The organism is Candidatus Aegiribacteria sp., assembly GCA_021108005.1.
Taxonomy (GTDB): domain Bacteria; phylum Fermentibacterota; class Fermentibacteria; order Fermentibacterales; family JCC-6; genus Aegiribacteria.
Genome location: JAIORS010000158.1, coordinates 1 through 13,666 on the forward strand (window position 1 = coordinate 1; position 13,666 = coordinate 13,666).

At 46.7% G+C, this 13,666-nt stretch carries 13 protein-coding genes; 9 read left to right on the forward strand and 4 right to left on the reverse strand.

Translation table 11 applies throughout. The features are described 5' to 3' along the window. From K8S15_09875 to K8S15_09885, 3 genes are all read left to right on the forward strand, one after another. A partial coding sequence (locus K8S15_09875; protein ID MCD4776342.1) for a hypothetical protein occupies positions 1-693 on the forward strand: 693 nt, incomplete at its 5' end. 155 nt (positions 694-848) lie between these two features. Beyond that, positions 849-1,073, forward strand: a complete 225-nt coding sequence (locus K8S15_09880) for a hypothetical protein (protein ID MCD4776343.1) — start codon at positions 849-851, stop codon at positions 1,071-1,073. Positions 1,074-1,230: 157 nt separating this feature from the next. Beyond that, complete coding sequence (locus K8S15_09885; GenBank protein ID MCD4776344.1) at positions 1,231-2,736, forward strand: ATP-binding cassette domain-containing protein; 1,506 nt, start codon at positions 1,231-1,233, stop codon at positions 2,734-2,736. A gap of 25 nt (positions 2,737-2,761) precedes the next feature. On the opposite strand, the gene K8S15_09890 is transcribed toward K8S15_09885, so the two are convergent. Next, positions 2,762-5,464, reverse strand: coding sequence for a T9SS type A sorting domain-containing protein (locus K8S15_09890; protein MCD4776345.1), 2,703 nt, complete (start codon positions 5,462-5,464; stop codon positions 2,762-2,764). 52 nt (positions 5,465-5,516) lie between these two features. Further along, a complete protein-coding gene (locus tag K8S15_09895) occupies positions 5,517-6,029 on the reverse strand; it encodes a cyclic nucleotide-binding domain-containing protein (GenBank protein MCD4776346.1) in 513 nt (170 codons plus the stop codon). 202 nt (positions 6,030-6,231) lie between these two features. Here K8S15_09895 and K8S15_09900 point away from each other — a divergent pair, with 202 nt between their 5' ends. Next, the gene (locus tag K8S15_09900) at positions 6,232-6,927 is read left to right on the forward strand and encodes a response regulator transcription factor (GenBank protein ID MCD4776347.1); all 696 of its coding nucleotides are present in this window, start codon (positions 6,232-6,234) and stop codon (positions 6,925-6,927) included. After that, positions 6,924-8,645 carry a HAMP domain-containing protein gene (locus K8S15_09905; GenBank protein ID MCD4776348.1) on the forward strand — a complete coding sequence of 574 codons (1,722 nt, stop codon included), beginning with the start codon at positions 6,924-6,926 and terminating at the stop codon, positions 8,643-8,645. Before K8S15_09900 ends, K8S15_09905 begins: the two co-directional genes overlap by 4 nt. Positions 8,646-8,717: 72 nt before the next feature. On the opposite strand, the gene purN is transcribed toward K8S15_09905, so the two are convergent. After that, positions 8,718-9,323, reverse strand: coding sequence for a phosphoribosylglycinamide formyltransferase (gene purN, locus K8S15_09910; protein ID MCD4776349.1), 606 nt, complete (start codon positions 9,321-9,323; stop codon positions 8,718-8,720). Between the two features lie 83 nt (positions 9,324-9,406). Then, positions 9,407-9,778 carry a VOC family protein gene (locus K8S15_09915; GenBank protein ID MCD4776350.1) on the reverse strand — a complete coding sequence of 124 codons (372 nt, stop codon included), beginning with the start codon at positions 9,776-9,778 and terminating at the stop codon, positions 9,407-9,409. A gap of 501 nt (positions 9,779-10,279) precedes the next feature. Between K8S15_09915 and K8S15_09920 the strand changes: the two genes are divergently transcribed. The 4 genes from K8S15_09920 to K8S15_09935 all read left to right on the forward strand — a co-directional run. Continuing rightward, positions 10,280-11,341 (forward strand): hypothetical protein, encoded by a 1,062-nt coding sequence (locus K8S15_09920; GenBank protein MCD4776351.1) that lies wholly within the window; start codon positions 10,280-10,282, stop codon positions 11,339-11,341. A 45-nt stretch (positions 11,342-11,386) separates the two neighbouring features. Continuing rightward, positions 11,387-12,265: a phosphate ABC transporter substrate-binding protein gene (locus tag K8S15_09925; GenBank protein MCD4776352.1), complete on the forward strand. Its 879-nt coding sequence runs from the start codon at positions 11,387-11,389 to the stop codon at positions 12,263-12,265. Between the two features lie 64 nt (positions 12,266-12,329). Next, positions 12,330-13,199, forward strand: coding sequence for a phosphate ABC transporter permease subunit PstC (gene pstC / locus K8S15_09930; GenBank protein MCD4776353.1), 870 nt, complete (start codon positions 12,330-12,332; stop codon positions 13,197-13,199). Then, the coding region (locus K8S15_09935; GenBank protein MCD4776354.1) for a phosphate ABC transporter, permease protein PstA at positions 13,196-13,666 on the forward strand (471 nt) is incomplete at its 3' end. The genes pstC and K8S15_09935, both read left to right, overlap by 4 nt.

Genomic DNA, 13,666 nt, shown 5'->3' on the forward strand with positions numbered 1-13,666 from the left:
CTGCGTCCACAAAGTAACCCAGCCAATTCAGCTGGAGGGGCTGGAACCCCTTCTTACTCCATGACGCAGAACAGCATCGTCATTATCCATTACCATGGTATCCACGCCAAGTTGTGGGTTATCAATCTGGCATGCACAAAACCCGTTGATCATGGCTATGCGGCGGAGATATGGTCATTATCCCAGCTTGCAAAGCACACACGCAACCATGCTCCCGCTGCGGGATACAAGTGTTTGGAGCATGCAGCGAAGGCGACTATTCAAAGAATTCTGAAGTCTCATCCAATTCAGCCGCACAAGATTCGCTACTATCTTGAGCAACGAGATCCAGAATTTAAAAGAAAAATGGAGGAAGTGCTTATTGTATACAGGGAAGTGAATGTCATCAATGACAGCAAGGATGAGAATAACAAAATTATCACTGTCTCTGTCGACGAGAAACCAGGTATACAGGCAATCATGAATGTTGCTCCGGACTTGCCTCCAGTACCGGGGAAGTACACACGGACAGCAAGAGATTATGAATACAAACGACTTGGTACTCTGTCACTTTTAACGGCACTGGACTTGCATACCGGTTATGTATTCGGGCAGGTTCATGACAGACACAGGAGCAGAGAATTCGTTCTGCTTCTGAAAGAGCTTGATGAGTACTATCCGGCAGATCCTACGTTTTCTGGTTTGTTATCCTGAATAATGACGACGATTATCTGTTTTGGCAGACCTTAGAATTTACTGGCCGCATCTGTTACCGCCCTGACGAATTCTCTCTTTTTGTCGATGTCAGCTACAGGCGGGCCATCATCCTTGGGTCGATCTCCGGTCTTGACCAGCCGCTGACGCCATCAATGAAAGGCATACGCGCTGCGGAAAATTGGATAACCGGTATTACGCACGAGGATGTTCAGAAAACCCGGGATCAGGTAATCGCGACCACTCAGGAAGATGTTGTTAAGCTTGCTGATCTGATAGAAGACGCACTCAATAAAAATTATTTCTGCGTTGTAGGCAGCGAAGGTAAGATCAAGGAGAACAAGGATATATTCAATGACCTGATACAGGTTTTTGAGTAACTCAACATTCCGGAACCATCAGGATGTTTTACGGGCAGGTTAAAATAAGTATATTGCAAAAGTGAGGTTCGAGTATTTGCCTGCACAGGATGGTGAAACATGATCATTACTTTCTGAAAAAGCAGTTGTTAAAAGCAGTTTTTCAGAAAGGACTTTCATGTATCAAACATATCTGCGTTTCAATAATGTTTCATATACCTATCCCGGTTCAATTCAACAGGCGGTTTCCGCCGTATCCCTGAATCTCGGTTCCGGCTGGGCTGCATTCGCGGGGGCTAATGGCTGTGGTAAAACAACTGTACTTAAACTCGCTACCAGGCTCCTGATGCCGGATACAGGCTCAGTTGTTTCTTCTGGAACAACTGTTTACTGTCCGCAGAGGACGGATCATCCTCCTCCATATCTGGATGAGTTCCTCTTTGACTGGTCTTCAGAATCCATCGGATTGAGGGATACTCTTAAAATCGGAGATGATTGGGGGAACAGGTGGGATACTCTTTCCTATGGTGAACGAAGACGCCTTCAGATTGCAGCGGCAATATGGACTCGACCGGCTGTTCTGGCTCTTGATGAGCCCTTCAATCATCTTGATACGGACGGCAGATCCCTTCTGATGAAATCAATGAGGGAGTATCATGGCTGTGGTTTGCTGGTAAGTCATGACAGATATGCCATGGATGAACTGTGTACGTCCTGCGCTCTGTTCTTTCAGGAAGGCGTACAGCTTTATAGGACAGGTTACACATCGGCCATGAAAGCCGACCGCGAAAGGTGGGAATACCTTGTAAAGAAGAGAAAAAGAGCAGAAGCAAAGTACTTCCAATTGAAACGGGACGCCAGGAAAAAAATGATACAGGCCAGGACAGTACAGGCCCACCTCTCCGGAAGACGGATCTCCTTCAAGGATATCTGCAAGTACAATTACGATGGTCCATCCCAATATACCAGTAGAGTACAGAACGCCGGGAAGAGAAGCAGAGAAGCGACAGCACGAGCGGAGAGAGCAAAAGATCGTATGGAATCCATCAAATACAGAAAGATATACGGCACAGGTGTTGAAATGTCGGGCGAGGGCTCTGCAAGGAACTTCCTTCTTGATCTTCCCCGTGGAAAAATCCAGGTGGGAGAAGTAATCCTTTCGCATCCGCAGATGGTAATTCGATCCGAAGACAGAATAGCGCTGACAGGCGGGAATGGAACTGGAAAAAGCACTCTCCTGAACCATCTCAGGTCAAGGCTGAACTGCCCGGACGGAAAACTTATCTGGATTCCACAGGAGATCACAGCTGATGAGTGCAGCGGTTATCTGGAAGAGGTAAAAAAGCTTTCAAGAGAAGTTCTTGGACAAGTGATGACCATTGTGAGAAGACTTGGCAGCGATCCGGAAAGGGTACTAAGCTCCCTGGTGCCAAGTCCGGGGGAAGCCAGAAAACTTCTGCTGGCGCTTGGCCTTTCAAAAACTCCCTGGCTGGTGATAATGGATGAACCCACAAACCATATGGATTTGCCATCGGTGGAATGTCTTGAAAAGGCACTTAACGATTACACTGGAGCGATGGTGCTGGTAAGTCACGACAGAGAATTCTTAAGCAATACAACGAATATTCAATGGAATATCAGTAAAGGGAAACTGTCTGTCCCAATTTATTCATATCCTGGCTAAGTGCCGCAAGTGGCGCCTGACCCCGCTATCTGATAATTACCAGTTTTTTGGTTACGACAGTGCCCGGCGCGTCCATTCTCAAGAAATAGACTCCGGTTGAGATTGAAGACTGTGATGGATCCCATACAACACTATGCTCACCAGCCTTGAATACACCGCTTACCACCGTATCAACACACCTGCCCGAAAGATCGTAAACTGACAGGTTCACCTGCCCCTCGGTTTCAGGAATGCTCATCATTATCGAAACTCTTCCAGCAGAAGGGTTCGGTCTTGGTGAACACATGTCGTAAACAGCAGGGATTCCAGTACCTTCCCCGGTTCCGGTTGTCGGCTCCACATCAAGTCTGAAGGAGTAATCTCCCGATGTGAAATGCATCCATCCATTGGTTTTATTGTGCCACCAGCATCTGCCTGTAACCGGGTCGCTCATGTCTGTTCCAATACCAAGAGCTTTTGCGTCGTACCATTTTGCCACAATCCAGATATCATCCGTGCAATTCCACCAGATATCAAAGGTTATTTCCAGCCATGCTGGAGGTGAGGAAACACCCGGGTCGTTCACAATCTGGATCGGATTGAGTATATCCGGTCGCCCATTACCGTCATCGGGGCAGATAGCTACCCATTCAAATGAATCTGAGCTGTTCACGTACAACCTGGTCCCTTTAATTGTCATGGGTGGTGTCAGAACCGGGGTAAATCTCTCTGCGAACATGTCGTCATCCTGCGTGCCGACCCAGTAGTAGGATTCGAAAGAACCGTCATCGTAAATAATTTCATAAGTTGTATCGAAGATAATTGAAATGCTATCATTATCTTCACTGTAATCATCTGTCAATTCGACAGTAAGATCTGCCGTGAACGTATTCAATTCCTGAGGTATCCAGGAAGGAAAGCTCAGAACCGTTGAAGTTCCCGGGTTGAGGGAAGCGGTTGTTACCGTATCCAGGTAAACTGCGGAACCACCCGAGGGAGTTATCTCAAGAATTGCGTTGAATGAATCACTATACGTTCCCGAATTGGATACTTCGACCATGGGTACCATCTGTTGGAAAACCGTGTTCTCAAGGTAAGGGCAGATTATAGATTTGGCCATTGCATCATGGAAGGCTCCTGTACCGGTAGCAAGGGTATCGTTTTCAGGATACACATCTCCGGGAAGTTCGGTGTATGATGTAAAAACCCATTTTCCATAATCCGGCACCGTCCAGTTCGAGAATATCACCTGTTCATTCGCGCCTGGATTTAAGTTCGTAACCGATGCATCGTCGTACCATATGACAGTTCCTATTCCCTCTTCGGTTATTTCCGCGTGAACCTGGAATGATTCCTGATTCTGCCCTGTATTCGATACGGTAACTTCCGGCGAAACGATATCACCCACTTCAAGGTTTTCCTGGGGCTGCGCTATTGCGATTACGGCTACATCATGATCTCCGGCTTCGATGATACGGATGCCGTACACTTCGCCACCGTTACCCATTGCCCTGGCATGTACAGCTTTTCCGGAAGCCAGCGCGAAGGAACCGTTATCACTGATCGAAACGCTGAATATGGAACCAGGTTCGTCGATGTCATCCAGTAAATTGAAGATAACGGAACCTGTATTGTCCAGAACCGTTACAACGTCGCCGAAGGTTCCGTTATACTTACCCCAGCTTCCAGCAATAATAACCGAGCCATCGTAACAGATGTCAATTGATGATACTTGGTCACCATAATTCGTGTATTGCCATGCTTCGGTTGGAGATCCGGAGGAAGGCCAGTCAATTTTAATGAGTTTACCTGAATAAGAGCCCAGGTTAACGGTTCCCCCCGCGACCGTTTCTCCGTCGCCGCTTATGGAAACCGATGTTACCCAGGTGTCTCCGGCGTAAACATTTCCTTCTAAATCCCAACTTGTTCCGTTGAATTCGTACATCTTTATCCGTCTATGGAAATCGCCGGTTACTATCCTGTTTCCATCGTAGGAAATATCGCCCTTTGTCTGTCCGTAATTTCCAAGAGCCGAGCCCACCTGGGAGCCATCTGACATATCGTAAACCTGTGCGCCGCTTGATGTATCGTAAACCGATACGAGTACCCTTGATCCATCCCCTGAAATTCCTACTCCGTATATGCCGCTTCCCGTCGTTTGAAGTTGCGTGGACCAGAGTTCTGTTTCTGCAGCGCAATCCCAGCAGATCAATGTTCCATCGTTCTTCGCGTAGACTATATAATTACCATCGGAAGAAATATCCTGCTTCTTAGCGGGTTCCAGCTCAAGACTGGGCATTGAAGAGGGGGTAAGCCAGGCGAAAAGACCCATCGATCCCGAAAGCCCGGCGAAAATTGTTCCTGATCCGGCGCTTACATCCATGCCCCAGTCATTATCGGGCATACTGAAACTCCACAAGGGGATACCTGTTCCCAGGATGACGTACTTTGAAAGCCTGTCGTTATTGAGGTACCAGCTGGCAAGAATCCCCTGGCCGTTTCCTGAGATGGCAACTTCGTTAGCTATTGCTGCCTGATGATTCCTGTCTACCCAGAGAGTATTTGCCCTGTAAAGGATACTGTGATCTCCACCGGCTTCGGGAAATGTAACTTCATGAGTCTGAATGGGTTGATCTCCCTGATCTGTTACAATCATGCATTCTGAAAGCCCGTTTGATGTTTCGACGTAAGATTCCTGCATCGGAATTCCTGAGCCGATGGCCAGTGTAAATACAATAAACTGTAACATATTTCCTCCTCATGTGAGTTGAATCCTCAGGTAGAGCCCTTTGATTCATGTTTTACGGATCTTCAGAAAGCTCGATGTGAACAGCATCCTCCATCTGGGTGATAGCTTCTCTGATTACTTTTTCACTGTCGCGGTCATGTTCGTCGAAGCTCATGTTTCGAAGGGCAAGGTTCACGTTTCTCAGCCTTCTAGTAATTACTCTTGCAAGAGTGAAAATGAAGAGCATCGCAGTATCGGGGTGGGAAGCGAGAAGGTTATCGAACTCTTTTCTGCCCATTCTCAGGAGTACACCATCGGAAATTGCTTTCACAGATGCTGAGCGGGGTGTATTATCTATGAATGACATTTCACCGAAAATGGCTCCTCTCTCAAGAATAGCATGAACAAAATCCTCACCCAGCGTATCATCGTATACCTTGAAAGAACCACAGGAAACTATGTATAGATCTACAGAAGGTTCTCCCTTCACGATAAGGGTTTCCCCTTCTTTTACCGTTACCTGTACGCAGGTCATTCTGATCTTGGTTATATCAGAGCTTTCCAGCTGATTAATTCCGGATTTCATTCTAAGAGCTACACCCTCCAGATTCACATAAGGTTTGTACATAATAAATGTGAATATTCTTAATGCATTGTTGAACGGCAAGTATGGACATTCAGACATGTTTCTTCTTACATTCGTTCGTAATGCAAACATGGAAATCATTCAATATGATATATTATCACTTGGTGAGAGCCAGGCATGGAAGGTGGATTTTCAGATAGAAATGATCACTCGAAAACGCATAGCGGTTGTCGACGATGAAGCTGATATTCTTGAACTTATAGCCATACATCTTAATCGTGCCGGTTTCAGCGTTATTGAATTCGAAAATTCCACAGCCTTTCTTAATGCACTGAAGACTGATGTTCCAGATCTGGTTATCCTGGATCTTATGCTTCCGGACATCCATGGTACGGAAGTATGCCGGATGATTCGATCATCGGATTCCACATCACACCTGCCGATAATCATGCTTACAGCCATGGTGGATGAGTATGACAGAGTCGCCGGACTGGAAATGGGAGCTGATGATTACGTCTCAAAACCCTTCTCTCCCCGGGAGCTTGTAGCCAGAGTGAAAGCCGTACTGAGAAGAAGTATTGCGAAAACTCCAGACAGTGGTTCTATCATTGTAAATGATGCCATGATAATCGATACTGATAAATTCACAGTCCTGGTAAATGGAGTCAGAGCCGATCTTACATCCACCGAGTTCAAACTGCTGCAAACCCTGGCCAGAGCGAGGGGAAGGGTCTTCTCCCGCAGCAGACTTCTGGATATTCTGTGGCAGGGTGAGAAGTATGTAACCGAGCGTACAATAGATGTTCATGTTGCTCACCTGCGAAGCAAACTGGGTGAAACCGGAAACCTGATCGAAAACGTCAGGGGAATCGGATACAGACTTTCGGAGGGAAATTGAAAACCATTTTCGGAAGATCGTTCTCCGGATTTCTGGTGGTTATTCTTATTCTGGCAGTACTTGCTCCAATTCTTGTTTTCAATACGATAAAATCCAAGTTCAATACCCTTGCCATGTCGAATCTCACAAAAAGCGCCGAAGCGCTGGAATTTACTTTTGCTCCTCTGTTGGGGAGTAAACCCGAAGAACTTGATTCCATTGCTGACGAACTGGGCGGAAGATTGGATCTCAGGATTACACTTATAACAAGAGATGGCATCGTGCTTGCAGATTCTGACGAGCAGCCGGACAGTATGGAGAATCATAGAACAAGACCGGAAGTCATCTGTGCCTTCAACGGTATGGTTGGAACATCGTCCAGGTATAGCGAAACACTTGGCAGGGATATGTTGTACGTTGCTGTCCCGGTTGAGATTGGCGATTCGATTCCTGCGGTCATACGGACAAGTCTTTACTTATCTGACCAGAGATCCATTCTACAAGGGGTCATTTCAGATATGGCTATTGTCATGTTGGTAGTTCTTGTTGCAGGTCTGATTACTGCATGGTTCTTTTCCAGAAGTTTTGCCGATCCAATAAGGAATATTGCTGATGCGACACGGAAGGTTGAAGAGGGAGATTATTCCATTAGGATTGCTCCCTGTTCCGTCAGTGAACTCAGCAGGCTGGCTTCGGATATAAACGGAATGATATCCAGGACAGATGAACTCATTGAAGAACTGTCAGGCAAGAATACCAGTCTGGACGCGATACTGAAATCAGTTGTTGAGGGCCTGGTTGTTATTGACGCCGGAGGCATTGTGATAACGGCCAACAGGAGTTTTAGAAAAATGTCAGATGCCGGCGAACACGAAGAAGGATGCACATATCTTGAATTTATTTCAAACGGTGAATTCAGAGATTTCGTGGAGAAGGTTCTTAACAGCGGAACTGTTTCCGGTGAGGTATGTACCGGTGGAAACGTATTCTCAGCCAGGGCAGCCGGCATTCCTGAAACCGATCAGTTCGTTATCACATTCAGGAATATCACAGAGATAGTAGAAACCGAAAGGGTAAAAAAGGAGTTCTCTGATAACGCCTCCCATGAACTGAGAACCCCGCTTACATCAATAAAAGGTTATGGTGAAACCATCCTTGACAATCTTTCTGGCGAAGACAGGAAGTACATGGGAATCATTCTGAGAAACACTGACAGGCTTATCAGGATTGTAGACGATATCAGAATACTCTCTGAGTTGGAACATCCCATGACAACCCTGGATGTATCTGAAGTGAATCTGGGAGACGTTGTGAGCAATACAATTGAGCTCTTCAGAACCAGAGCTGAAGACAAGGGCCTTGATTTGATAATTGAGAAGGAAACTCACATTCCGGTTATCCGAGCGGACAGGTTCCGCATTGAGCAGGTTCTTATAAATCTTATCGATAACGCCGTCAGGTATACTTCCGCCGGAGCAGTCGCTGTAAGGATCGGGGCAAGGGGGCATTTCGTAACTGTCGTTGTTTCCGATACAGGGATAGGAATAGAAGAAGAACATCTTGTAAGGCTTTTTGAAAGGTTCTACGTGGTTGATAAAGCAAGATCAAGAAGCCGTGGTGGTACAGGGCTCGGCCTTGCCATAGTGAAGCATATTGTAGCTCTTCACGGCGGATGGGTACGAGTATCAAGTACACCGGGATCGGGAACGATGTTCACGGTAGGTTTGCCGGTGAAATGAACTCCAGCCTAATCGGGTTGACCTGTACTATCGATAACTGAGCTGGTTCATGCTCGATGTACATTCAGATATTTACTTGTCCTGCACAGGCAGCGTGATTGCTCCGGTTGCGATCTTCTGCAATATCTCGGCAAAGAACGTGTGTTCTCGTTTGAGGATTCGAGCAGCTAGAGTCTTTGGAGTGTCCGTAGGTTCGACCGGGACACAGGCCTGAGCTATAATTTGCCCCGTGTCGTATTCCGCATCTACAACATGGATTGACACACCGCTTTCAGTTTCTCCGGCTGCTATGACCGCTTCATGAACATACATGCCGTACATTCCCTTGCCTCCGTATTTTGGAAGTAAGGCAGGATGGATATTGAGAATGCGTCCGGGGAATTGCGATAGAGTCCTACGTCCCAGTTTCTTCATGTATCCCGCCAGTACAACGATGTCCACCTTATGCTTCAGCAGCGCGTCAAGAATCGCCTGATCAAGCTCCCCGGGCTCAGTATGTGTTTTTGCGCTAAGATGGTAACAGGGGATACCCTCATGTTTTGCGCGGGAAATTGCGCCGGATCTGTTATTGTTACTTATAACTACCGCAGGCTCAGCCTGAAGAACACCGGACCTGCATGCGTCAATTATTGCCTGCATGTTACTCCCGTTATGCGAAGCTAAAAATCCGATGTTCATGGTTCTCCTTTTGATGTAGACGTGTATATCAGTTGCTTATTCTTGCAAGTAGTAAAGAAAGTAAACTGCATTTTATTATGTAATTATGGTGTTCCTGCGAATTCTATCAGGTTGCCGTCTGGGTCAACAATCTTGAACAAGGCAAAAGTTGGTGCAAATTCCTGATATTCCTCCACAACCTTGACCCCTGAGAATTTCAGTACCTCGTAGGTCTGTTTAACACTATCTGTTTCAAAACATGGACTGAACTCTGAATACTCTTTTAATTCGGACGTCCGCTTTTTGCGTCCTGCTTCTATATATAACGTGACATCACCTGATTGCAAGAGAATGCCAGGAGACATTTCTTCTCCCGCTTCAAATCCAAGTTGTTCAGTATAGAATGCTTTTGACTTATCAAGATCGGTGACGTAGATGGTAAGTGTATTTATAGATTTTACGTTTACTTTTGACATTTGTTTTCCTTTCACATAACGGTTGCGCTCAGCGGCGAGTAATCCAGCGACCGCTGAAGCGCGGGTTAGGATGCCCCTTCCCTACGATACGCGTCGAGAGCGAACAGAGGATCATACTGTCCCTTAGAGTAGTTGACATACCCAGTAGTATGAAGCTATCCTCTTTATTGGAACTATCTGGGTCCTGAATAATTCTAGCAAACCCATAGGTAAAAGCAATGACTGCTCTGGGTCGGAATGGGCCGTGGGTTAAAAACCTCCGGCTACCCGATTCGATTTCTACCTGTATACGTTTTTCCTGTGTCTGGCTCTGACTACACAGACAATGAGTATAAGGTGTAATCAGCCCGTTCGAAGATCTGTAATTCAACGGATATTCCCTTAAATCTCGAATCTTAACAGAAGCTTAACAAAAAGCAGACATTTCCTTAACAAATGGAATCAATTTTACCCCCGTGTAACTTGTAACCGTAATGCAAACCTTAATAAGGGGGTATTTGAATGAACGTAATGAAGTACGTTCTAATCGTTTCTATCCTTGCCGGGTCAGTATTCGCTTCTGGAGAATTCGCCACCGGTGGTGCTGAACTCCTGAAATTCAAGGGATACGTGATCTCCGATCTTTACATTTATGGAGAGGAAGACGCCGATCCCGACATGGGATTTGATGTTATCGCATGCATGGAATGGCTGCCGACTCTTAATGAATGGCTTGATGCCAAAATAGCATTCAAAGCCAAACCCACTAAATATGAAGGTGAATACGAAGACCTCAGTCTTACTACCGAGGACATCGTTGCCAACCTGCACTTCGATGAAAGCATTACATTCACCATGGGTCAGTTCAAGAGGCCCTTTGGCTATAACTATACCCGTTCCGGCAGCAGCATGTACTTCCTCAGCCGGGCTGTACTTACGGACGGAAGTGAATTCAAGAAATTCGGCAAGCGCGATATCGGTGCCAACCTCAACCTCAGCTTCGACATGGTCAATTTCGATCTGTCTTACACGAACGGTGCAGGGGATAACGAACCGGAAGATGACAGTAACAAACAGTTCACCATCCGGGGCGAGATCGAGCCTGTTGATGGAATAACAATTGCAGGCGCCTTCGGTCAACACACAATGAACGATCCCGACACCACCAATACGGATACCTGGTCCGCGAGCGGTATGGATTTCTACGCAGTCGTTGAGTATCCTCTCGGTGAAACTTCCACACTGAATTTCGTCGGAGAGTACCTTATTCTCGGAAAGGCTGCATCCGATAGCGCTGATATGAACAATGCCAGTGCATATGCATTCACGCTGGCTCCAAAATTCGAACTTGACAGCCCTGTCATCCAGGCTATCAGGCCGGCAATCCGCTACGAGAACTACAGCCCCGCTTACGAAGGCAGTACGGATCCGGAGAATGACTGCGGCGCAATTGATTTCTGTCTTAATCTCGACCTGTACAGTGGCAAGAATACACTGCAGATCGGTGGACGTAACCACACTTTCCAGGATGATAACACAGACGGTTATACCGACATGTACCTGGGCTGGAGAATGAAATTCTAAGCTTTCTTAAGAACGTATTTTCTGAAAATGGCGGAAAGGAACACAATGAGATTATTCACAATCAAATTACCGATAATAGTCGCAGCGCTTGCTCTACTGATTGCTGGCTGCGGCGGTGAGAGCGAAGAAACCGGGGCTGCCACGGATGAATCAACAGTTGGCGAAGCAGTTAACGAAGAGACTTCCCTTGAAGGTGAGCTCAACCTTGTGGGTTCAACTACAGTACAGCCGCTTGCAGAAGTTCTGGCAGCGTCCTTTGAAGCCCTTGAACCCGGTGTAATAGTATACGTGCAGGGTGGGGGAAGCAGTGTCGGGGTAAGGTCGTCAGCGGATGGAAGTGCTGATATCGGAATGGCCTCAAGAGAAATCAAGCTTTCCGAACTGCAGGAATATCCTGAACTGATAGTACATACTATTGCAAGGGATGGAATCGCGATAGTATGCGAGCCCGGTTGCGCAGTGGAGAGTCTTACAAAGGAGCATGTAAGGCAGATCTTCTCGGGCGGAATAACCAACTGGAACGAAGTTGGCGGCGGGGATCTGATAATAACAGTTGTTGCGCGTGAAGAGGGCTCAGGAACAAGGGCAGCATTTGAAGACATGGTCATGGAAGATGCTCTTATTGTTGATAACGCCATTCTTCAACCTTCAAACGGCGCTGTCAGAACCACTATTTCTGTAACACCCGGCACAATAGGATTTCTCTCCTTCGGTTATCTTGACGAACAGACAAAACCAATTGCCATTGATGGTGTTCTTCCGACAGAAGAGAATGCTGTGTCGGGAGAATATTCCGTCGTAAGACCTCTTAACATGATTACCTGCGGAGAATCTGAAGAAAAAATCCATGCTTTTCTTGACTTCGTAATGAGCGAAGATGGCCAGGCAATAGTTGTCGATGAAGGCTATCTTCCGATCATATAGTTAATCCGTTTGAATGATAGGGAAGGCTGGCGTGCGGAAAAACAAAAAGCGGTTCGATACCGCAATGAAGTACTCCCTCCTCTTCGCCGCACTTGCATCAATCCTGATTGTGATGATGATCGGGTTCTTCACTTTCAGAGAAGCTCTGCCAGCCTTCCGCGATATCGGCCTGGGAAAACTCCTTACGGAATCCGTCTGGAGACCCGGGCAAGGTCAATACGGTATTCTTGCGATGATAATCGGTTCCGGTCTCGTTACCGCGGGTGCGGTTATCCTTGGGGTTCCACTCGCTATTGGATGCGCAATATTCCTTTCGGAAATCGCCCACCCCAAAGTTAGAGCCATAGTTAAACCCTGTGTTGAACTGCTTGCCGGTATCCCTTCAGTTGTGTACGGTCTTTTCGGAATGGTAATTATCGTGCCGATTGTACGTGGAATCGACGTTCCGGGAAACACCGGTTTTGGGCTGTTTTCAGCTTCTATAGTACTGGCTGTAATGATTCTTCCCACTATTACAAGCGTAGCAGAGCATGCAATAAGAAGTGTGCCAAAGGAATTCAGGGAAGGTTCACTGGCCATGGGTGCGACGAAGTGGGAGACAATTCAGAAGGTCATCATCCCCGGAGCCAGGTCGGGCATAATCTCAGCAATAGTGCTGGGGCTGGGAAGAGCCCTCGGTGAAACTATCGCGATGATAATGGTTATCGGTAATTCGGTGATTATTCCGGCAGCCTCAACCGGAAATCCGCTTTCCATTTTCCTCAGCAGGGCAAGAACACTTACAGGGAATATCGCGGTTGAGATCAACTACGCAACAGGTCTTCACGAAAGCGCGCTGTTTGCGACCGGGGTTATTCTGTTCGTACTGATAATGATTGTAAACAGTTCCGCGAAGTATCTCATGTCACGTGGAAAACTGGAGAAGAGCTATTGATACTAAGAAAATTTAAACAGAATTTCGCCTTCTCGGCCATGTGGCTTTCATGCGGTCTTACGGTATCGATCATGCTTGTTGTTATCGGTTACGTAATCATTAAAGGATTCGCTTTCATCGATCTTGATTTTTTCCTAACTCCTCCAAGGGGCGGGCTGTCGGGAGAAGGCGGAATATCATCCACCATAGTAGCAACCGTATATCTGGTAATCACAACACTGGTTTTTGCAACCCCACTCGGAGTGAGCGCGGGAATATTTCTCGTTGAATACGCGGATAACATCAAGAACAAATTTGTGCAGAAGCTTATTGTATTTGCGAGATTTGGAGTGGAGACTCTGGCCGGAGTACCTTCCATCATATTCGGTCTATTCGGGTACGCGCTCTTTGTCACCGCACTTCATTTTGGTTTTTCAATTCTGTCAGCTGCCCTTGCAGGCACCTGCCTTGTTATTCCCGTGATAATC

Bases quoted from the DNA above. Each gene is read 5' to 3' on its own strand.
- K8S15_09925 (MCD4776352.1), top strand. From the start codon at position 11,387: ATGAGATTATTCACAATCAAATTACCGATAATAGTCGCAGCGCTTGCT.
- purN (MCD4776349.1), bottom strand. From the start codon at position 9,323: ATGAACATCGGATTTTTAGCTTCGCATAACGGGAGTAACATGCAGGCA.
- K8S15_09895 (MCD4776346.1), bottom strand. From the start codon at position 6,029: ATGAAATCCGGAATTAATCAGCTGGAAAGCTCTGATATAACCAAGATC.
- K8S15_09890 (MCD4776345.1), bottom strand. From the start codon at position 5,464: ATGTTACAGTTTATTGTATTTACACTGGCCATCGGCTCAGGAATTCCG.
- pstC (MCD4776353.1), top strand. From the start codon at position 12,330: ATGAAGTACTCCCTCCTCTTCGCCGCACTTGCATCAATCCTGATTGTG.
- K8S15_09920 (MCD4776351.1), top strand. From the start codon at position 10,280: ATGAACGTAATGAAGTACGTTCTAATCGTTTCTATCCTTGCCGGGTCA.
- K8S15_09915 (MCD4776350.1), bottom strand. From the start codon at position 9,778: ATGTCAAAAGTAAACGTAAAATCTATAAATACACTTACCATCTACGTC.
- K8S15_09885 (MCD4776344.1), top strand. From the start codon at position 1,231: ATGTATCAAACATATCTGCGTTTCAATAATGTTTCATATACCTATCCC.
- K8S15_09880 (MCD4776343.1), top strand. From the start codon at position 849: ATGAAAGGCATACGCGCTGCGGAAAATTGGATAACCGGTATTACGCAC.
- K8S15_09900 (MCD4776347.1), top strand. From the start codon at position 6,232: ATGATCACTCGAAAACGCATAGCGGTTGTCGACGATGAAGCTGATATT.